Origin of the sequence: Metabacillus malikii (assembly GCF_030813355.1) — a bacterium.
GTDB classification, from domain to species: domain Bacteria; phylum Bacillota; class Bacilli; order Bacillales; family Bacillaceae; genus Metabacillus; species Metabacillus malikii.
In genome coordinates, this window is record NZ_JAUSUD010000010.1 from 64,302 (window position 1) to 86,220 (window position 21,919).

General features: G+C 36.5%; 18 protein-coding genes and 1 other annotated feature. Of the genes, 12 read left to right on the forward strand and 6 right to left on the reverse strand.

Annotated features, from left to right (window positions below; all coding sequences use genetic code 11):
• Window positions 1-75: 75 nt before the first annotated feature.
• Together mnmM and mnmL are read right to left on the reverse strand one after the other, a co-directional pair.
• Window positions 76-648 (reverse strand): tRNA 5-(aminomethyl)-2-thiouridylate-methyltransferase MnmM, encoded by a 573-nt coding sequence (mnmM, locus tag J2S19_RS11420; RefSeq protein ID WP_307341614.1) that lies wholly within the window; start codon window positions 646-648, stop codon window positions 76-78.
• Complete coding sequence (mnmL, locus tag J2S19_RS11425) at window positions 645-1,610, reverse strand: tRNA modification radical SAM protein MnmL/YtqA (RefSeq protein ID WP_307341617.1); 966 nt, start codon at window positions 1,608-1,610, stop codon at window positions 645-647. Before mnmL ends, mnmM begins: the two co-directional genes overlap by 4 nt.
• Before the next feature lie 179 nt (window positions 1,611-1,789).
• Here mnmL and J2S19_RS11430 point away from each other — a divergent pair, with 179 nt between their 5' ends.
• Together J2S19_RS11430 and J2S19_RS11435 are read left to right on the forward strand one after the other, a co-directional pair.
• A complete protein-coding gene (locus J2S19_RS11430) occupies window positions 1,790-2,053 on the forward strand; it encodes a YtzC family protein (RefSeq protein ID WP_307341619.1) in 264 nt (87 codons plus the stop codon).
• 11 nt (window positions 2,054-2,064) lie between these two features.
• Window positions 2,065-2,241: a glycogen biosynthesis protein GlgD gene (locus J2S19_RS11435; protein WP_307341623.1), complete on the forward strand. Its 177-nt coding sequence runs from the start codon at window positions 2,065-2,067 to the stop codon at window positions 2,239-2,241.
• A 122-nt stretch (window positions 2,242-2,363) separates the two neighbouring features.
• Here the strand turns inward: J2S19_RS11435 and J2S19_RS11440 are convergent, their stop codons facing one another.
• Window positions 2,364-3,374, reverse strand: a complete 1,011-nt coding sequence (locus J2S19_RS11440) for a TDT family transporter (protein ID WP_307341626.1) — start codon at window positions 3,372-3,374, stop codon at window positions 2,364-2,366.
• 402 nt (window positions 3,375-3,776) lie between these two features.
• Between J2S19_RS11440 and J2S19_RS11445 the strand changes: the two genes are divergently transcribed.
• Window positions 3,777-5,642 carry a dihydroorotate dehydrogenase gene (locus J2S19_RS11445; protein ID WP_307341629.1) on the forward strand — a complete coding sequence of 622 codons (1,866 nt, stop codon included), beginning with the start codon at window positions 3,777-3,779 and terminating at the stop codon, window positions 5,640-5,642.
• 217 nt (window positions 5,643-5,859) lie between these two features.
• On the opposite strand, the gene J2S19_RS11450 is transcribed toward J2S19_RS11445, so the two are convergent.
• Entirely contained in the window at window positions 5,860-6,036 is a 177-nt protein-coding gene (locus J2S19_RS11450) for a DUF4083 family protein (RefSeq protein WP_307341632.1), read from the reverse strand.
• Between the two features lie 270 nt (window positions 6,037-6,306).
• On the opposite strand from J2S19_RS11450, the gene J2S19_RS11455 reads away from it, so the two are divergent.
• From J2S19_RS11455 to J2S19_RS11490, 8 genes are all read left to right on the forward strand, one after another.
• Window positions 6,307-6,726 carry a GntR family transcriptional regulator gene (locus J2S19_RS11455; protein WP_307341634.1) on the forward strand — a complete coding sequence of 140 codons (420 nt, stop codon included), beginning with the start codon at window positions 6,307-6,309 and terminating at the stop codon, window positions 6,724-6,726.
• Entirely contained in the window at window positions 6,719-7,417 is a 699-nt protein-coding gene (locus J2S19_RS11460; protein WP_307341637.1) for an ABC transporter ATP-binding protein, read from the forward strand. Before J2S19_RS11455 ends, J2S19_RS11460 begins: the two co-directional genes overlap by 8 nt.
• The gene (locus J2S19_RS11465) at window positions 7,407-8,726 is read left to right on the forward strand and encodes an ABC transporter permease (RefSeq protein WP_307341640.1); all 1,320 of its coding nucleotides are present in this window, start codon (window positions 7,407-7,409) and stop codon (window positions 8,724-8,726) included. The genes J2S19_RS11460 and J2S19_RS11465 overlap by 11 nt, the downstream gene beginning before the upstream one ends.
• 659 nt (window positions 8,727-9,385) lie before the next feature.
• Complete coding sequence (locus J2S19_RS11470; RefSeq protein ID WP_307341642.1) at window positions 9,386-9,889, forward strand: CarD family transcriptional regulator; 504 nt, start codon at window positions 9,386-9,388, stop codon at window positions 9,887-9,889.
• 895 nt (window positions 9,890-10,784) lie between these two features.
• The gene (locus J2S19_RS11475) at window positions 10,785-11,981 is read left to right on the forward strand and encodes an MDR family MFS transporter (protein ID WP_307341645.1); all 1,197 of its coding nucleotides are present in this window, start codon (window positions 10,785-10,787) and stop codon (window positions 11,979-11,981) included.
• A 66-nt stretch (window positions 11,982-12,047) separates the two neighbouring features.
• Window positions 12,048-12,276 (forward strand) — a binding site (T-box leader).
• 140 nt (window positions 12,277-12,416) lie between these two features.
• The gene (gene leuS, locus J2S19_RS11480; RefSeq protein ID WP_307341648.1) at window positions 12,417-14,831 is read left to right on the forward strand and encodes a leucine--tRNA ligase; all 2,415 of its coding nucleotides are present in this window, start codon (window positions 12,417-12,419) and stop codon (window positions 14,829-14,831) included.
• A 232-nt stretch (window positions 14,832-15,063) separates the two neighbouring features.
• Window positions 15,064-15,378: a rhodanese-like domain-containing protein gene (locus J2S19_RS11485; RefSeq protein WP_307341651.1), complete on the forward strand. Its 315-nt coding sequence runs from the start codon at window positions 15,064-15,066 to the stop codon at window positions 15,376-15,378.
• Between the two features lie 175 nt (window positions 15,379-15,553).
• A complete protein-coding gene (locus J2S19_RS11490; protein ID WP_307341655.1) occupies window positions 15,554-15,739 on the forward strand; it encodes a sporulation protein Cse60 in 186 nt (61 codons plus the stop codon).
• Between the two features lie 647 nt (window positions 15,740-16,386).
• Here the strand turns inward: J2S19_RS11490 and J2S19_RS11495 are convergent.
• Together J2S19_RS11495 and J2S19_RS11500 are read right to left on the reverse strand one after the other, a co-directional pair.
• Window positions 16,387-17,940, reverse strand: coding sequence for a response regulator (locus J2S19_RS11495; protein ID WP_307341657.1), 1,554 nt, complete (start codon window positions 17,938-17,940; stop codon window positions 16,387-16,389).
• A 5-nt stretch (window positions 17,941-17,945) separates the two neighbouring features.
• On the reverse strand, window positions 17,946-18,227 hold the full coding sequence (locus tag J2S19_RS11500; RefSeq protein WP_307341659.1) for a hypothetical protein: 282 nt from the start codon (window positions 18,225-18,227) through the stop codon (window positions 17,946-17,948).
• 488 nt (window positions 18,228-18,715) lie between these two features.
• Between J2S19_RS11500 and J2S19_RS11505 the strand changes: the two genes are divergently transcribed.
• Window positions 18,716-21,697: a carbohydrate binding domain-containing protein gene (locus J2S19_RS11505; protein ID WP_307341662.1), complete on the forward strand. Its 2,982-nt coding sequence runs from the start codon at window positions 18,716-18,718 to the stop codon at window positions 21,695-21,697.
• Window positions 21,698-21,919 lie beyond the last annotated feature (222 nt).

Sequence of the window (21,919 nt, forward strand, 5' to 3'; positions counted from 1 at the left end):
AAATTGTTTAAGAGTTAATACTTATCTGAAATCAGTATACTTTTTCAGTGGCTTCGAACCGTCCCCTTGCGTCTTTTAACATTTTTCAATTGCTACAATGTATGGTGGATTATTATTTTTATTTATAAATTGGTATTGCAGAACGTGTGCTTCACTTGGGTCGATTGATGTTACATAATCCATCACGTGATTTCTCTCGATTTGGCCTTCCTCATGGCCGTGATAAATAACAACAACAATTATTCCTTCAGGCTTCATCATGCTTAGCAGCTGCTTAATCGCTGAAATCGTTGATTCATGGTGTGTGACAATCGCCTTGTCTCCACCAGGCAGATAACCAAGATTAAACATAGCCCCCGAAATCGCACCATGATGATGTTGAGGGATTGTCTCATTTATATACTGATGACCTTTCGTATAAAGGGTAACGCGATTGTCTAACCCGTTTGCAGAGAGTTTGTCCTTCGTTTTAGCCACTGCATCAGACTGTATATCAAACCCATATACATGCCCATCCGCACCGACAAGCTCAGCTAAAAAAACGGTATCATGTCCGTTGCCGATTGTCGCATCAACAGTGATGTCACCTTTTGATACAGCAGTTTCAAGTAATGCTTTCGCAAATGGTAAAATTCGTTGCAGCTTCATTGTAAACTTGCTCCTTTTTGTTCATAAAACTTTCCTTGGTAACTATTCCTTCTCAATAACTCAGCATCTATTGCATTTAACACATTCCACTTATTTACACTCCACATTGGGCCAATCATTAAATCGATAGGTCCATCACCGGTAATACGGTGGACAATCATTTCTGAAGGAATTATTTCTAATTGGTCGCAGACAAGATTGACATAATCATCCTGAGTTAAAAATTCGAGCTGTCCTTTTTCGTATTGTTTCACCATAGGCGTTCCTTTTAATAAATGTAACAAGTGGATTTTAATCCCTTGAACATCTAAGTTCGCAACTGCTTGTGCCGTTTCAAGCATCATTTCACTGCTTTCTTGAGGTAACCCATTAATAATATGTGAACAAACATTTATCCCGTGCTTCCGTAATTTTTCAACACCTGTTACATAGCATTGAAAGTCATGGGCACGATTAATTAATGAAGCAGTCCGCTCATGAACCGTTTGTAAGCCGAGTTCGACCCAAAGGTAGGTACGTTCATTTAACTCAGCCAAATATTCAACAACATCATCAGGTAGACAATCAGGTCTTGTCGCAATCGATAATCCTACGACACCATCTAGTCCAAGCACAGCTTCATATTTTTCCTTTAAAACGTCGAGTGGTGCATGTGTATTCGTATACGCTTGGAAATACGCAATATATTTGCCGTCTTTCCATTTTTCATGCATTTTGGATTTTATATCATAAAATTGTGTGACTAAATCATCGGCTCGATTTCCGGCAAAGTCTCCAGAACCAGCCACACTGCAAAAAGTACAGCCTCCATGTGCGACAGTACCATCACGATTGGGACAGTCAAAGCCGCCATCTAAAGCAACCTTAAATACTTTATGACCGAACGTTTTGCGGAGATGATAGTTCCATGTATGATAACGTTTATTGTCTGATGCGAATAAAAACGGATTCGATTCTTTCATTTATAATTCCTCACTTAATATAAATTACTTATCAAAAAATTTTAACATGATTTATACGATGTTGACAGTAGTCAACCTGCAGTTACCAATAATTTAAGCTCAAGTTTTTCAATTTTTTGCGAACAATAGATCGTGATGAAGCTACAATTGACTTCATACCGTTTGGAGGAGAGACACAGATGGCAACAAGACAATCCGTTGACGAATACATGCAGCGCTGTAACCAAGTTCTGGAATATGCAAGAGAGCAACAAAAACTAGGTGCAGAACAAGGACACCACAATGAAGTAGAATATACGGAAGCATTACAAGGTCTCGAGAATGCTGTAAATGAAATTAATCATCTGTCTCTAAGTGCAAATGATGAACAACAAGACAGAATATATCGCATGAGACTGCAATTACAGCAAATCCAAAATGAAATGATATTAAGAAGACATTAGGAGGGATTACTTTGAAAAAACGTTCAAAGCAAAATAATCCTGAGCAGAAAACAAAAAATGGTGTAAATAGCAATGACCTTGAGCTTGGCCGTGATTATGACCCAGTAAAATTAGTGAAAGCAAAAAATGCTAAAAAGGGTCAGCCAATTAAATCAAAGCAAAGAGATGAATCTCATAAGTATAAATAATATATTAGAGTAATTAGATTAACTTCCGTTTCATGGTTGAGGGTCACAACATTTGGTGTGTTACCCTCTTCCTTTTTGCAAAGTGAAACGTCAGCAGTACCTTGCTTTTTTGTGTGCAAATATCAGCCAGTTATCCCACTTACCTTTGTATGGTTTATTCGATAATTTGTAATCGTTGCTTTTATCCCTAATATAAATTCGACAAGTAGTAATAACAAGATAACCCAAATCCCTGCATCTATAATGATCGATTGTGCGTGTGATAAAAAGCCCTCTTTTGTAGAAAAGCCTTTAAAAGTAAAGGCATAAAACATAGCAAACGTAAATATACGACTCCATTGTGTCACATCATAAACAAATATTCCACTAGTCACTCCGAATCGCTTTACACGTCTAATAAGCCTATAAATTTCAACTAATTCCACAAGGAAAAATACACTAGCTGCAATTATCCAAATAGATGTAATCGTAATTTGAGTGGTGACATTTGAAAGAATGCAAGCAAGTCCTGTAATAGAAACCGCACCATGCAAAATACAATTCGTGTTTTTCCATTCAATCTCAAGCTGTATATTCGAGAAGCCTCTTACATAGCGACTTATAATTAATGAGGCGCAAATGAAATAAAAACAAATGCCTAAAGTAATAAGGGTAATCGTTATGATTAGCGGTACTTCCCCTTTAAAAACCGTATTTAGTAGTAATACGAGAGACTGTGTACTAACAGTAGTTAAAAGGAGGATCCCATGAACATTTTCTCGGAGTTTTAACTTAAATATATCTATGAATGAAACGATGCAAATATAAATGTAGATTAGCCACAAAACGACGTTTAAGCAAGTTGTGAATTTGACAAATAGGAGCCATTCGGGGAAGTTATTGCAAATTAAGATGCTACAAATCGACGTTCCAGCAACCCAAGTACCCATCCCAAATCGATTAATTGTCTGTTCATAATGAATTTTTTTAAACTGTTTATCCCGAAATGCTAAAAGTAATGACACGAAAAAAGCAACCCATAATGAAATATTGAAGATGCTTAAAAGTTTACTATAGTCTTGCATGTTCTCTGTACCAAAATAATTAGATAACACACCATGGACAATAATTCCAATTGCCATCACTACGGCCATTGTAGATGTTCTAATATAAATGTTATTCCATGCCAGAAACGCAATGAAAAGAAAACTCAAGATTAATAATAACAAAAAGTAAAACAAAGTAATTCACCTTAACATAATAGATTTAATTTTATTGTACCATTTGTATGCATTCCTTCATAATTAATTGCAAAATATAGAGCTTCTGTAGGAAAAACTAACTGTATTGTACGTCAATAGACAGGTAGACACTGGTGCTGTAGCACTCACACCTACCCTTCGAAAAGCAAGTTCTGTAGCTGCAACCAACCCAAAGACAACTAAGAAAAAAGCAACAATCTTTTCTTTTTCAAGACAGCTAAATAAAAGGTTAATGAAGGATTGTTAAATATACTATAATAGTTTGTATATTACTCATTATAGAAGGTGTTGCTTATGCCGGATTGGTCCTATCATCCACTTAAGAAAGTTTTACTTAATAAAATCCCCCCAAAAACTAGTAGAGAATTCATACATAAATCTATGAGCATGATTGCAGCAATCCCTGGTGGACGAAGTCTCATTGGGTTTTTAGGACATATGAAACCATCACAAAAAATTCAAAAAACAGTCAACTATACGAACTTTTCATCTCCAATTGGGGTTAGTGGCGATATTGATCCACTATCGTCAGGGACTAATGCTTTCCAACAATTAGGTTTTGGCTTTATAGAGATTGGACCGATCGTCCTAAACGAACCGATAACTCAAATTGAACCTAAAGAGGACAAAAACCATATTCTTTTTTCTACTCAGCAAGAGAAAGTTCCTCTCAAACTAGCCATTCAAAAACTTACTACACTTAATATCCGAGTCCCGATAATGGTTAAAATCGATTCTTATGTAACAAAAAGTGAATTGAGCCTCATTGTGCACCATTTAACGCCATTTGTGGATGCATTCATTGTGACAAGTGAACAATTTACCTCTTACTTAGATAAAAATACGATATTAATGGAGCGTCCCTTTTATGCATCATGCTTCACAAATAAAATGAATAACGAAGTATTAGAAACGTTAACAAATATGCCAAACTTGGCTGGGATTGTGATACATGCACCTCGTCATACGTCGGAAGAATTTTGGCATGAAGCAGGTAATGCAAATGAACATTTGATAGAGAATGTGAAAACAATTAAAGAGCAGTATCCGGAGTTGACCGTCATCACCTCTGGCGGAGTAGAGACGCCAGATGAAGGGTATGCGTTAATCCATGCTGGTGTGGACTTACTTCTTTTAACAGAAGGTTATGTAAATACGGGACCAGGGTTGCCAAAACGAATTCATGAGCGAATATTATATGAAAAAACTCCAAGAGAACACAAAGCAAATTGGTACTTTTCTTTCCTATTTGGGCTTGCGATTCTTATTGGCGGATTCATCGCCTTATATTTTGCAATTACCAGCATTATCCTCCCTTATGATGAATCGTTTATCGGCCTGACAAGGGATGAGTTATTACTAGTGAATCCGCTCATTTTATCGTTTATGTCCCATGACCGGATGGCTCTCGCAGGAACAATGATATCAGCAGGTATTCTTTACATTCAGCTGGCACGACACGGAATAAGAGCAAACTTGCATTGGTCAAAGGTTGCTTTCCACAGTGCAGCTATCATAGGCTTTATTGGGATTTTGCTTTTCATCGGCTACGGTTACTTTGATTATCTTCATGGATTGTTTTGGTTGATCCTGCTCCCAATCTATTATTTTAGTTTCAAGGAAGGGAAAAAAGTTGTAGGGTTCCCGTCTTCGAGTCATGGACAAAATGATAAAGCGTGGCAATATGGAATATATGGTCAGCTCATGTTCGTCATGCTTGGTTTTTTACTCGTCATTGGGGGATTTGTCATTAGTACAATCGGTATCTCTAAAGTTTTTGTGTCAACAGACATAAGTTTTATATGTATGCCACCGCAAATGATAGAGAATATTAGCCAAAATTTAATCCCTGTTATTGCTCATGACCGCGCCGGGTTTGGAAGTGCCCTAGTAAGTGTTGGATTACTAGTCCTGATGATTTCATTATGGGGGTTCCGACAAGGTGAAGGATGGATTTGGAATACGCTTGCGATAGGAGCACTACCTGCATTTATAGCGGGAATCGGAACGCATATTTATATCGGCTACACATCGTTTATCCATTTGCTCCCTGTATACTTATTAGTCATTTTATACTTAATCGGATTAGTGTTATCATATCCTTTTTTAAAAGGGAAGACGAAAGGTAGTTACTCTTCAATAAATGAATTGTCTTTATAAAAAAAGTATATAGTCCGAGAGAGGAACTCAGTATTGGAGCTGAGTTCCTCTCTATATGTTTTTGTTGCCTTTCAAATTACTTTGGTGCTTAATAAGCGTCGCATAATTAGAAGTATGAAGTTTATATAATATATTCAGCTACCCTCTTAAATAAACACATAATTATCCCAAACTTAACACTCTGAGGTTCTCCCACATAAAAGTCCATTTTTGAAGCTCATTCTTTTCGGTCCTTTTCTAACAGCTCTATAATTCTATCAAGCTTTTCCTCGACTCGGCTAGAGTTAACCGGATCTTTTATAACAAGAGAACGAACGAGGAAAAAAACTGCTGCAAATAGACCAAATATTATAATGTACATTAGAAATTGGACAATAAAATCACCAAAGTTCATGAAAAAACCTCACTTTACCATTTATAGAATAATTTTACCAAATATTCTCTCTCTGAGAAGATCTTTTTCGAGACTAATTGCTAGATTGATCATAAAAATAGACACTATGAGAATCTTCCACCAGAATAAGTAGCAATACAATCAATTAAAGTTTGCTATGTTCTAGCAACTCAACCTTTAAGTATACGCATATACGTTAAATATGTATTGTACTAGGTGTATTATGTGATATAATACACCTGGTACAATATCCAGAAAGAGGGAGACACGATGATTCAAATTGATCCAAGAAGTACAACTCCCATTTATGAACAAATCATCCAGCAGATGAAGGAGCTTTGCTATAAAGGTTTGTTAACCTCCGGAGAGAAACTCCCGTCTGTTCGGGAATTGTCAGCGATGATTCACGCAAATCCAAATACAATCAGCAAGGCTTATAAAGAATTAGAGCGGCAAGGGATGATTGAGACACTACGAGGCAGAGGCACATATGTAGCTGAATTATCACGTGAGACATTAGATGAAGGGAAAATCCAAATGATTAAAGAACAATTGAAACCATTAATTATTGATGCATTTTATGCCGGAATTGATTTTAGTCATCTGCATGAATGGATCGACGAAATAAAAAGGGAAGTTGGAGAATCGAAACATGACAAAACGAAACAAGGAGGGGAAATGAATGATTAATGTTAAACAATTAAGTCATTCTTTTAAAGTAGGGAAAAAGGGTGTAGAAAATGAAATCTCTGTATTAAAAAATGTCTCACTTACGATTAATAAAGGTGAGATTGCCTCCATTGTAGGCCGCAGCGGATCAGGTAAATCTACGTTACTTCATTTACTTTCAGGATACATAACGCCGACAGCTGGGGAAATCGAAATTAACGGGACGAGAGTTTCTGCTTTCTCAGAAAAGGAATGGGCCAAGTTTCGTCTAGAGCACTTTGGTTTTATCTTTCAAAACTTTCAACTAATCCCTAGCTTGACGACATTTGAAAATGTAGAGCTTCCATTAACGTTAAAAGGGATTGAACCATCGGAACGGAAAAAACAAGTAATGGAATTGCTGACAAGTGTTGGCTTAAATCAGCATGTTGACCATTATCCGAATGAGCTATCAGGTGGACAACAACAGCGTGTCAGTATTGCAAGAGCATTAATTACGAAACCGGAGATTATCTTAGCGGACGAGCCAACTGGAAGCTTAGATTCCGAAACTGAAAAAGATATATTATCACTTATTAAACAGCTTAATAATGAACAAGGCATTACATTTGTCATTATTACGCATGATGAAGAAGTAGCAAAAATAAGCGATCAAAGATATGAGCTACAAGATGGAGTGTTAACAAAAGGCGGTGATTCTATTGCTGTTTAATGATCAGTGGAAATTCATGCGCAAAAATATGAAGAAAAATCGACTCAGAGTCTTTATGACGATTTTAGCCACAACAATGGCCTGTGCATTTTTAATTGTACTTGCATCTGTAGGTTTCGGTCTCCAAAAAAGCATGGTCGATGGAATAAAGGAACATCAAATTATTACAGAAGTGAGTGTTCACGGTCGAGAAGAAGATGGAAATGTTGTGCAAATAAAGGAAGAGCACTTACAAGATTTCGCAGAGACTGACAATGTGACCGCAGTTGTGCGAAGAAACTTCGTACAAGCATCAGTTGATGTGAATTTTCAAGATCGTAACGGCTATGCATTTCCAATCATTACAAAAATGGAAGAGGAATTAAAAGCAAATCTTTCCTTAGCAAAAGGAGATATTCCAAGTTCAGAAAATGAAGTAATCGTCGGTTACCACTTTGCTAAAAATTTGTGGACGAATGCTGAAAGAGAGAAATATGATAGAGACATGGAAGCCTCAAAAGAGATTATTGAGGAACCAAAAGGGTTTGAAGGTGAATTAGTCGGTCAAGAAATTACAATGACGATAACAAAAGATGTAGATGGTAAACAAGTTGAAAAAGCATACACCTTTAAAATTTCTGGTGTAGCGAAACAACCGTCACGTGATTGGCTATTTGACGAAAACATTTATATTGATGAAAAGTTAAAAACAGAAATTTTAACATTTACTGCTGATGTAGAGGAGTTTGACCCAACAAATATCCCGTATGATGAGGTATTAGTATATACAAAAGACTTACAGACAGTTGCACAAGTCACAGAAGACCTAAAAGAAAAAGACTATCACGTATATTCGGTTACAGAAGATATTGATAATATGAATCTCTATTTTAACTTATTTAAAGCAGGATTAATTTTCGTCGGAACAGTTGCCGTTCTCATTGCATCGATTGGGATATTTAACACGATGACGATGGCCGTAACGGAACGTACACAAGAAATTGGCATTATGAAGGCACTCGGTGCACAGCCAGGGATAATTAGACGTGTATTCCTAATGGAAAGTGCATATATCGGGATTGTTGGATCGGTTATTGGAGTTGCGATTTCGTATGCAATTAGTCTTGCAGCAAACAAATTAATACCGTTGATTTTAAGCACAGCTTCAGATGATATGGGTGAAGTGAATGTTACATTCTCTTATATTCCAATAAGTTTAGTAGTCATTGCTGTTGCGATAAGTTTAGGTGTAGCGATTATATCAGGGGTACGTCCTGCCGTGAAAGCAACGAATATTAATGTGCTATCAGCATTGCGTAGGGAATTATAATTAATAGTTTTAAAGTTTATTAGTACATAATCATGTATAGATAACCTCCTAGATGAAAAGAGGCTGGGACATAACAAAAATAACCTAGTTAAATAGGAACATTGTTTTTAGGGGTTCAATGTTCAAATTCTGTAAAGGTTGATTGGAGCTGATTGCGAGACTCCTGCGGGATGCGTGGGAGAGGTGAGACCCCACAGGAGTTTACTCCGAGGAGAACGAAAAGCGTAGGCGGCTTGCCCATCGACGTACAAACTGGAGGGGCATCGACTGAGATAAAGGAATCACGATGAGTCCTTGGACGAATCGATGATGACTTATCGTAGGGAGGTGACCTGAAGTTTGTTAGTCGATAGCCGCCGAAGCTAGACAGGCTCACCACCCACCCCGCGGAAAGCGAGTACTCGTGCTGCAATCAACCAGAACGTCAACCCTGTAAAACAACACGAAGGTTGTATTGAAATCTCAACTAATAGTTCGTATTTTTCTTGTCTTTAAAACCTTTTGTCTTAGCCTCTTTTAGCTATCGTTAAGAAGCATCAAATCCAATTATCTTAATTTCCGAGGTTTATTAGAGTGTGACGGGTAAAAAAAGAGATAAATATATTGACAGTAAAAATAAAATTATGTTATTATTAAAAATTTGATAAAAAATACAATCTGTGTTATGGTTAAGGAGGTTACCATATGCGGAGGTGGATTATTTGTTTCAAATTGGCGATAACATTGTGTATTCCATGCACGGAGCAGGTATTATTAAAGCTATAGAAGAAAAGGAAATCTTAGGAAAAAAACAACAGTATTACGTCATAAAGATGCTTATCGGTAATATGCAAGTTATGATACCAACAAGCAAAATAATAAATTCAAGTATACGACCTGTTACAGACATAATAGCTCTGAAACATCTCTTATACATTTTTCTACATGGAGAATCAGATAGTATACAGCCTTGGAAACAAAGGTATAAAGTGAACTCGGATAAAATAAAAACAGGAAAGATACAAGAATGTGCTGAAGTTGTTCGTGATTTATTGCGCTTGAAAAAAGAAAAGGCACTTAATACAAGCGAAAAAAAAATGCTAGATAACGCACATGGATTTTTGATTAGTGAACTAGAATTAATAAAAGGTATCACAGAAAATCAAATAAAAAGTTTCAGTTAAAAACTTTCCTTAGAATACTCTCCCTTTTTGTGGAATTGTGTTTATTTTCTAAAAAAAGGTATTCAACTATTTCTACTCACCTTTAGATTATTAACCTCTTTAGTTTTCTCTACAATATAATCAAATCTTATAAATTTCTTTTTCGAACGTCGATTAAACTTTTTACAGTTACTTGATTTTTGCAATCCTGATTCACACTGGCACGGACAAGGAGCCGTAAGGATGAAAGAGAGGTAGGGCTTTCATTGTTTTAGGTATACACTATATATCAATTAAGTTTGGTTTTGAAGAATAAACAACTAAATTCACCTTGTTTATAGATATTTGTTGTATCTATTAGAAGAGTGAATTGTAATTGTTTCACTTCATGAGGTAAAAGAGAAACGAATTAAGAACGCCGTATGGTCAACGACAAAAAGTGGTACTCAAAAGATTCTTACTCCTTCAATAATGACTGGTAAATAGAATGTTGTTCTATTTATTGTGTTTTTAGGATTAATCTTTTTAGTTACCGCTTTTTTATTTACATAAGAGAAAATTTTAGTGATTTATAGAGTAAAGGGTAAAAATATATTAAGTACTTCTATGTTCTTATGTATGAGTTTTTATTACCGGTATAGTTTTAATAAGGATTACCGGTAAGGAAAGAAATATGAAAAAGTCTGGTATTTACAACCAGGCTCTTTTTGTATTTTAATAAAAGATTTTGCATCATTTTTCTGACAACAATAACACACAGAAAAGTCGGTAAATTCCCATTATTACAACATTCTTAGCTACGGCTAATTTTGATTGCAAACCAGGAAAAAAGGGTCTAAAATTCACTGAGGAATATACGAGAAAAAGAAAAAAATCGTTTGTTATTTTTATACTTTTTATAAAGGGGGATGAGAACATGCCACGTTCTCTTTGGTTACTTGTAATAGGAATGCTTATCAACGTCATGGGCTCATCGTTTTTATGGCCTTTAAATACGATTTATATACATGACCATTTAGGGAAATCATTAACGGTAGCGGGTGTTGTCTTAATGGTCAATGCTGCAGCAACGGTGATTGGTAACTTAATAGGTGGTGTTTTATTCGATAAAATCGGTGGTTACAAAACGATTCTAATAGGGATTAGCATTACACTCGTTTCGGTAACGTTGCTAATGTTTTTCCATGGCTGGCCGACCTACACATATTTATTAATTTTTATTGGCTTTGGTTCGGGAATTGTGTTCCCAGCGACATATGCATTAGCAGGAACAGTTTGGCCTGAAGGGGGAAGGAAACCTTTTAACGCCATTTACGTTGCGCAAAACGTCGGTGTTGCAGCAGGTGCATCTTTGGGAGGAATTGTCGCTTCCTTATCATTTACCTATATATTTGTTGCGAATGCCCTATTATATGCAGTCTTTTTCGTCATTGCAGTTGTCGGTTATCGGAATATTGATGATACAAATGTGAGTCAGACATCTTTTATTGAGGAAAAACGTAAAGGAAACAACGGTCCTAAGTTTCAAGCACTTGTTATTTTATGTATTGGATATTTATTATGTTGGGTTGGGTATGTACAATGGTCAACGACGATTTCATCCCATACGCAAAATTTAGATATCTCATTGAGCAAGTATAGTCTTTTATGGACAATTAATGGAGTATTAATCGTTTGTGCTCAGCCGCTTATTTCACAGTTCGTTAAATATGTTGCAAAAACATTAAAACAGCAAATGGTTGTCGGATTTGGTGTTTTCATTGTTTCATATATTGTTGCGATGAATGCTGAACAGTTTACAGGCTTCCTTGTAGCGATGGTGATACTTACATTTGGGGAAATGCTCATCTGGCCTGCGGTTCCTACGATTGCTGATAGCCTTGCACCAAAAGGTAGACAAGGATTTTATCAAGGTTTTGTTAACAGTACGGCTACAGGTGGGAGAATGATCGGGCCACTTCTAGGCGGTGTCATTGTTGACAATTATAATATGAGTCTACTCTTCCTCGTTATAATTGGATTACTCATCTTTGGCGCGATTACAACAGCCATTTATGACAAAAAACTTGTTAGAGACAACCTTTGTTTAATCGGGGGACAGTCCCCGTACTAAAGTCCCTATACTAAGCACTTGCATAACACGACAAATTTATATAAAATAGGCTTAATAATGGATATGAGATGAACGGAGAGAAGGAATAGTAGTTTGCAAAATGTCGTTGTAGAGAGTTAACGGGTGGTGCAAGTTAACCGATGTTTGCGAATGAACTCACCTTTGAGTTACAAATGTGAAAGCCAATAGGTCATGTAATATTTGTCGTTAATCCACGTTACGGATATCAAAGTGGGCATTGTTTGTGATGCCAAAGTTGGGTGGTACCACGGGAACTAAACCTCTCGTCCCTGTTTGGGATGGGGGGTTTTTGCATTTTTTTCGTCACATAGATTCATTAAGTTCCTAAATACTTTGATCCGTTCGAATGGTTCATACTATAAAAAGCGATTGTACATATCTCAACATAATCAATCATTAAAAGGAGGAATTCACATGAGTTTTGATCACCAACAGATTGAAAAGAAGTGGCAAGATTTTTGGCTTCAAAATAAAACGTTTAAAACAACAGAGGATCCGAATAAACCGAAATTTTATGCACTTGATATGTTCCCATACCCATCTGGAGCGGGTCTACATGTCGGTCACCCTGAAGGGTATACGGCAACAGACATTTTATCAAGAATGAAACGAATGCAAGGTTTTAATGTGCTCCATCCAATGGGCTGGGATGCATTCGGTCTTCCTGCTGAGCAATATGCACTTGATACAGGTAATGACCCTGCTGAATTTACAAAACATAATATCGATAACTTTAGAAGACAAATTCAAGCGCTAGGGTTTTCTTATGACTGGGATCGTGAAGTAAACACAACAGACCCTGAATACTACAAATGGACACAATGGATTTTCCTTCAACTATATAAAAAAGGACTCGCATATGTTGACGAGGTTCCTGTAAACTGGTGTCCTGCACTTGGGACAGTTTTAGCAAACGAAGAAGTGATTGACGGGAAAAGTGAACGTGGTGGACATCCAGTTGAACGCCGTCCAATGAAACAATGGATGCTGCGAATTACAGCATACGCTGACCGTCTATTAGAAGATTTAGAAGAAGTAGATTGGCCTGAAAGCATTAAAGATATGCAACGCAATTGGATCGGTCGTTCGGAGGGAGCACATGTTCATTTCCAAATTGATGGTCATGATGAAACATTCACAGTGTTTACAACACGTCCTGATACGTTATTCGGTGCAACTTATGCCGTATTAGCGCCTGAGCATGCGTTTGTAGAAAAAATTACGACAGCAGAACAAAAGGCAGCAGTTGAAGCGTATATAAATGAAATTAAGCATAAAAGTGATTTAGAACGTACTGAGCTTTCAAAAGAAAAAACAGGTGTATTTACAGGTGCTTATGCAATTAACCCTGTTAACAATGAAAAAATGCCGATATGGATTGCTGACTATGTTCTTGCTACATACGGAACTGGGGCAATTATGGCAGTACCAGCACACGATGAGCGTGACTATGAATTCGCACAAAAATTCGACCTGTCTATAAAAGAGGTAGTGAGTGGCGGAGATGTTTCAAAAGAAGCATACACAGGTGACGGAGAGCATGTAAATTCAGAGTTTCTAAATGGTCTTGGCAAACAAGAAGCAATTGAAAAAATGATTATCTGGCTCGAAGAAAATCAAAAAGGTGAAAAGAAAGTAACGTATCGTTTACGTGATTGGCTATTTAGCCGTCAACGCTATTGGGGTGAACCAATCCCGATTATTCATTGGGAAGATGGCACAATGTCAGCTGTACCAGAAGAGGAACTGCCACTAGTATTACCGAAAACAACTGAAATTCGCCCTTCAGGAACAGGTGAATCACCACTTGCGATTATTGAAGATTTTGTAAACGTTGTTGACCCTGAAACAGGCAAAAAAGGTCGTCGTGAAACAAATACGATGCCACAATGGGCAGGTAGCTGCTGGTATTACTTACGTTACATCGATCCGACTAACAGTGATGCATTAGCAGACGATGAAAAATTAAAGCAATGGTTGCCAGTTGATATTTATATCGGCGGTGCAGAGCATGCGGTACTTCATTTGTTATATGCCCGTTTCTGGCATAAGTTTTTATATGATATTGGAGTTGTTCCAACGAAAGAGCCATTCCAAAAATTATTTAACCAAGGCATGATACTTGGGGAAAATAATGAAAAAATGAGTAAATCAAAAGGAAATGTCGTGAATCCTGATGAAATTGTTGAATCACATGGTGCGGATACACTTCGTCTCTATGAAATGTTCATGGGACCATTAGATGCATCAATTGCATGGTCAACAACAGGTTTAGATGGAGCTAGACGCTTCCTAGACAGAATTTGGCGTTTATTTATTGAAGATAACGGTGAACTTAGTCCGAAAATTGTGGATAAATATGATGAAGGCTTAGAACGTGTTTATCATCAAACTGTGAAAAAAGTAACAGAGGATTATGAAGGATTACGCTTTAATACAGCCATTTCTCAATTGATGGTATTTATAAATGAAGCGTATAAAGCAACAGTATTACCGAAGGAATATGTCGAAGGCTTTGTGAAATTAATCGCACCAATCGCTCCACATGTTGCAGAGGAGCTTTGGAGTAAGCTTGGCAATGAAACGACAATTTCTTATGAAGCATGGCCAGCATACGATGAGTCGAAGCTTGTAGAAAATGAAGTTGAAATCGTCGTACAAGTAAATGGTAAAGTTCGTGCAAAACTACAAGTTGCCAAAGACGCAACAAAGGAACAGCTCGAAACAATTGCACTTGAAGATGACCGTGTCAAAGAGCAAATTGACGGAAAAACAATCCGAAAAGTCATTGCCGTTCCAGGCAAATTAGTGAACATTGTTGCAAACTAAATACTAGGATAGAAAAAAGTAAACGCCCAATTATCAAAGTGAATCGCAATTGTTTAAACTAATTGCGAAGTATTTTGATATCGGGCGTTTTTACTTTGTTGCATAACTAGTATGTCAAAGTAAGCATGACTAAGTGAACCTGCCTAGTAAATGACACAACGTGAAAATAGCATCGAGAAACTTGGTTTGATATAATGCACCTATACGCTAGAAATGAAAGGATGACGAAAATATGTTTAAAGAGATTTTTCCTGAAGAATTGCGTCAAAAGTTAGAAAATGGAGAGAAGCTTGAATTAATAGATGTGCGTGAGGAAGATGAAGTTGAGGAAGGGATGATCCCGGAAGCGAAGCATATTCGTATGAGTGAAATTCCTGAAAGATTAGATGAACTTGATAAAGATAAAGAAACGATTTTTATTTGTCGATCAGGCGGTCGCAGCGGTAATGTTTGTGCCTATTTACAAGACAAAGGCTATAATGTTGTTAATATGACAGGTGGTATGCTTGCGTATAACGGGGAAACAAAACCAAAAAGTGCTATTTAGTTAATTTATGTTTTTCGTTAGAATTTATCATTTAACGGTAAGGTTCCCAACTTAAAGGATAGCAAAATTTTACATATACTGTTATGGAAGAGATGAGCATTAAATTGCTCGTCTCTTTTTTTTATCATAACTTGGAAACCTCTTTAATAGAATAGTCTAAAAGAGGGTGGAACTATTGTTACAAGTTGCTATTTTTGATGAAGAACATGAGAAAGATTTAGAAAATGAAATGAATAATTTTCTCGCAAAGCTAGGTGACAATCAAGTCAAATCAATTAAATATAGTGTTGCATTAACAATTGATGAGGATGGCGAGCAAATTTTTTGTTATTCGGCATTAATTTTATATCAAGAAAAATAAACGTAAATGAATTGGTCTAGTTCTTATCTATATGTACAATACAAGAAAGTTCCTTTGATAAGTGTATTTGCTCTGCTATTTTGACTATTCTGTTCTCTGCAGAACATCTCTGATCTCCATCTTATCTGTGTAGTGGTTCTAAAGTGAGACTCCTACATACATTTTACGAAGCCATTGAAAAAGTACTGATTTCAGATAAGTATCTAGTTTTAAGCAATTTATTGTACATTTAATGTGCTTATCCTACGTAAAGTTTGGTTGGAGCTGACCTGAGAGACTCATGCGGGATGCGTGGGAGAGCTGAGACGTGAGCAGGCGTTTACGCTGAGGAATACGAAAGGCGTAGGCGGCTTGCCCCTCGACGTACAAGCTGGGGGGCATCGACTAAGACCAAAGGAATCACGATGAGCCGAATGGCGAATCGATGATGACTTATCGTAGGGAGATGACCTGAAGTTTGCTTGTTCGTGCCGCAAGGAGCTATGAGGCTCAGCACCCACCCCGCGGAAAGCGAGTACTCGTGCTGCAACCAAACTGAACGTCAACTCTGTAAGATATATTCTATTTTTCTATAAACAAGACTTTTTCAGTGGTCTCACATTTTACCTTGTTGAGTCTCACCCTTCCCACTCAATCTTTACCTTAGGTTAATGATAACGTGTACCAAGTTTCTGATTTTTATATTGTTTAGTCGTCATACCGGTAATTTTTTTAAATGTTCTACAAAAATAATGTGAATCACTATAACCAACTTGATTTGCAATTTCATAAGTTTTGTATTGGGTTTTCTCTAACAGTCCTTTCGCTTGTTCAATTCTTGTCTTTGTTAAGTATTCAATAAGGGTCGAGCCTGTTTCTTGACTAAAAAGATGACTGAGATATGACGCACTTACGTTAACTGCTTCTGAAATCGCTTGAAGTGATAGTTGGGAATCAGAATAATGATTATGAATATAGTCAATTGCCAACTGAACAGAATGTGAATAATTTGGTGCTAAGCTATTCCTTGAAGATAATACGAGTGATAACATTTTTTCCATATAGATTATTACATCAGGATAATACCTTATCCAACTTGCCTTCTTCTCTAATTTACTCATTTCCTGCAATATTTCTATATTGTCAATCTCGAGTTCTTTTAAAAAATGAGAGATTGTGATTGTAAAATCCATTAAAAAATAGTAAATAGTGAACTGTGAACTCACATTTTCTGATTTGAGATAAGAAGAATAAGAAAGGGAAAAGCTTTTAATATCATCCCTATTACCATATTTAAGAAAGTCAATTAAATCTTTTCTTTTAAAATGTTGAAGCTCTATTTTTGATTCAATATCCTTTTCGCTTTCCTTTGAACTGTATTTTTGAATGATTTTTGAGTAGTTTTTTTCTTCATCAGCTTCTGAAAATGAAAGAGAGATTCCTTGAATCCTGCTTGCTACTCTACCGATTCCAAAAATCAGTGAATGGTTTTGGGTCTCCGTATATTTACCTAAGTATTTTCTAATACTTTCAGATTCTCGTTCTAGTTCTTGCTTTGATTCACCTAACATAATAAATACAGACTCCCTTGCTTTCCTTTGAAAACGCAAACAAGAATATTTAATTTGAATCCAATCTAGATTTTCTCGTTCATTTGGATATTCAACTATAATGATATAATAATAGCTTGATATAAGTTGTATGTTTAACTCTGTTGCTACATTAATAGCTTCTGAAAAGCTATATAGACCAACACAAAGCTCATAAAGAAATTTATCTCGTGACACGGTTTTGCTTTGCATTGCTTGATTTTTTAAGTCGAGGATCCTTTTTAGAGCCATTTGCTCTTGTTCGATTTGCAAAGAAACCTTCTTAAGGATGTTAAGTAAATCTTGGGAACTAACTGGCTTCAGGCAATACTCAGTAACTTGAATACGCATTGCCTCTCTCGCATAATCAAATTCATCGTGACCGCTAAGAATGATTATCTTTGTTGAAGGCAGTCTATTTCGTAAAATACGGCTGAGTTCTAGTCCATCCATAAATGGCATTTTAATATCGGTAATCACAATATCTGGTTTATGCTTTTCTATTAAGGGAAGTGCAAGTTCACCATCTGAAGCATCACCACAAAAAATATATCCTTCTTTTTCCCAATTAATACTTCTCCCTATCCCATCTCTAATTGCCATCTCGTCATCTACTAAAAATACCTTCTTCAATGCATTCACCTCTCTACCTTGAGATGATCAGAATGCGTACCATTCTCATATAACAATATTCCATAAGCAGCTTCTCTAATTTTGTCTTTTAACATTTGTGTTTGTCTATTATTCATCGAATTTGATAGGGTAACCGTTTTACGTATTTCGTCATATTGTGTTGCATAATCCAAATATAAAGTAATCTGCAAGCGTTTAATTGTTGCAAACCATAGAAGGATTACCAAAAAATCATATAGATGTCTAGTCAGTAATGAATAGTCTGATAGTGTATTCATCAATTTCACTTTATAATCCCTCCATGCATCATATAGTGTGAAAATTCTCTCAAGTTCCCCAAACTTAGTGTTAAGTTCCATGGAAAGTAAGTGGTGTCTATCCTTTTTTTACTACACCTATTCATCAAATGTAAACGTTTTATTTAAAAGAATAGACCAAAATATGAAAAAAGGCTTAATAAAAGTATTCAAGATGAGCTAATCGTATCGTTATATTTATTTGGTATGGAGTAATAAAATCCAGCATTTATCAGTTAAGTGATTTACGATTGTTCATGTCCTGGTAGAAAAGAATCGAAAGAAAGTACAATTTTTTCGAAATTTAGTCTATTCAAACATGAATGTAAGCGTTTTAAGATAGGGATATATCAATTTAGGTAAGGGAGGATTAAACATATGGAAAACTTTGTTGAAAAAAGGTTTTAACACTCGTGTTAGTTTACTTTGTCTATAGAAAATGGCTAATACGTAAAATTAAATGGAGGAGGTTCATCATATTGGAAACACAAAACAAAAATAATGATATGTTAAAAAGAAGATTTAAACATTTGCTCAAGAATACTTTTATCCTTACAGTAATAGTAACAGTTATCTTATCACTTATACCTGGGAAGGCAATATTAGCTGAACAGCAAAATGCTAGTACGGAAGGGAAAGAACTTATAGATAATGGGGATATTGAAAAAGGGAAGGAGCCATGGATAAATTATAGAAATGCTACTGTTGACGTTAGTAATAAGGAATCTAGCAGTGGAACAAATAGTTTACTAGTTACTAATCGACAATCAACAGTTGATGGTCCTCAACAATATATTACTGGAGAAGTAATGGCTGGGGGAACTTATAAGTTCTCTGCACGGATTAAATATACAGAAGGTCCTGATCAAAAAGATTTTAATTTTAATATCCAAAATGGTCCAAGCTGGCAGAATATAGATGTGATGACGACAGCTACAATCAACAGAGGTGAGTGGGGTACAATCGAAGGTACATACACGATACCAGAGGATGCAGATTTAACAGAAACGTTTATTTTCCTAGAGACGTCATATGCTAATCCTGCTGATCCAGAGAATGATTTGATTGATTTTTACGTTGATGATGTATCGTTTCTCGATATTACATCAAATCCTAATTTACTAGAAAATAGTGACTTTGAAAATGGGTTAGACCCATGGACTAACTATGGCGAGGCTTCTGTTAGGATCACTAATCAGGAATCTAGCAGTGGGTCTAATAGTTTAATTGTTACCGATAGGGTATTAACTACAAATGGTCCAAAACAGGATATAACAGGGAAAATTGAAAAGGGAACAACATATAACTTTTCAGCGAAAATTAAATATACCGAGGGACCTGACCAGAAAGTATTTAATTATAATATCCAAAATGGGCCAAGCTGGCAAAATATAGATGTCATGAAATCAAAGGCGATTAATAAGGGTGAATGGGGTACAATTGAAGGCACCTATAAAGTTCCAGAGGATGCTGACTTATCAGAAACGTTTATTTTTATCGAAACCTCGTTTGCAAATCCAGCTGATCCGGAAAATGATTTAATTGACTTTTATATTGATGATGTCTCTTTTGGTAAAGAGTTGAGAGGAGCTCCACCTGTTAAAAATCCGGAAGAAATATATGAAGGCACTGAAGCGGTTGCCAAGACTCCAGGTAATGCGAATCCTCTAATCAGTCATAAATTTGGAGCTGACCCGAATGCAATGGTTTACGGTGATAGAGTATATATTTACTTGACAAATGACCAATATGAATTTGATGAAAATGGTCATGTGAAGAATAATACCTATTCAAATATAAATACGATAACCGTTATATCTTCAGAGGATATGGTTAATTGGACTGATCACGGAGCAATTCCTGTTGCTGGGTCAAAAGGTGCTGCAAAATGGGCCAGCCAGTCATGGGCAGTTGCAGTCGGCCATAAAGAAATAAACGGAAAAGATAAATTTTTCCTTTACTTCTCTAATAATGGATCTGGCATAGGCGTATTAACGGCAGACTCACCAATTGGACCATGGGTAGATCCAATTGGTAAACCACTCATCGACAGAAATACACCTGGTACTGAAGGGGTAGTTTGGACTTTTGACCCGGATGTCTTAATCGATGAGGATGGTGAAGGCTATCTATATTTTGGTGGAGGCTTACCAGGCAGCGATTCAGACCGTACACAGGAGCAATCTGAACATCCAAAAACAGCACGGGTTATAAAATTGGGTGATGATATGGTAAGTACCGAGGGAGAAGCAAAGCTAATCGACGCACCATTTATGTTTGAATCTAATGGTATTCATAAAAATAACGGGAAATATTACTATTCATACAGTACCAATTTTACAGGTATGCGAGATGAAGATGATCCAAAGACTGGGGAAATTGCCTACATGATGAGTGATAGTCCAATGGGACCGTTTACGTATATCGATTCGGTTTTGAAAAATCCTGGTGAATTTTTCGGAGTTGGCGGAAATAACCATCAAGACTTCTTTAAGTTTCAAGACCAATGGTACATTACTTACCATGCTCAAACATTAGGGAAGGCTCTAGATACTGTCCAAGGCTACCGTTCGCCTCATATAAATAAAGTTGAATTTAATGAGGATGGGACTATGAAAGACATTCAAGCCGATTTAAAGGGAGTACCACAACTTGCAAGCTTAAATCCATACGAAAGAACTGAAGCTGAAACATTTGCTTGGAATGCTGGTATTACCACTGAAACATCAGAGGCACCGGGAAGTATGATTGAAAGCTTAAATCTCCATGTAACTGGAATCAACAACGGCAATTGGTTTGCTGTTTCACAAGCTGATTTTGGAAAAAATGGAACTACCACTTTTGAAGCGAATATCGCCTCAACTGTCGGAGGTACAATTGATATTCGAGTAGACAGTAAAGATGGTCCGATAATCGGTACACTTGAAGTTAGTCCTACCGGAGGAGAACAGGAATGGAACTTAATGAAAACGAGTGTAACTAATCTTACAGGAGTTCATGATTTATACTTTGTGTTTTCTGGTGAAAGTGAGGAAAATTTAATCAATATTGATTATTGGAAGTTCACAGAAGTCCAAGGTGGCCTAGACGGAGAAGATGGCCAAGACGGAGAAGATGGTCAAGACGGAGAAGATGGTCAAGACGGAGAAGATGGCCAAGACGGAGAAGATGGCCAAGACGGTGAAAATGGCCAAGGCGGAGAAGACGGCCAAGAAAGAGAAGATAACCAAGATGGAGAAGTTGGTCAAAAAGGTGAAAATAGCAAAGGTGAGGGAGCTAACGTCGATAGGCAAAACAGTGGAACGACTATAGATCGAAACCAATCCAATAACTATCAGTTACCAGAAACGGCGACAAGTCTATTTAACATTCTATTAGTTGGCACGTTACTATTAATCTCAGGTTGCACAGTACTATTTGTTGTAAAAAGAAGGAATCTAGGTAATGAACGGAAAGCGTAAATGCTATTTTTCAATTAGTAACAAGTGTAAATTTATAGTTAAAATAATCTGAATAAAAGAGGGTCAGAACACTGTATGAAGATCATATATCGATTAATTGTCTATTCATTAATTTGTATATGTTGTTTAAGTGGTCTGGCCCTTTTGTTTACCTAACAACAATGTGTTAACTTGTCTGTATGACAAAGTATAACAGTCATTTAGGACAAAGCTTTAATTTAA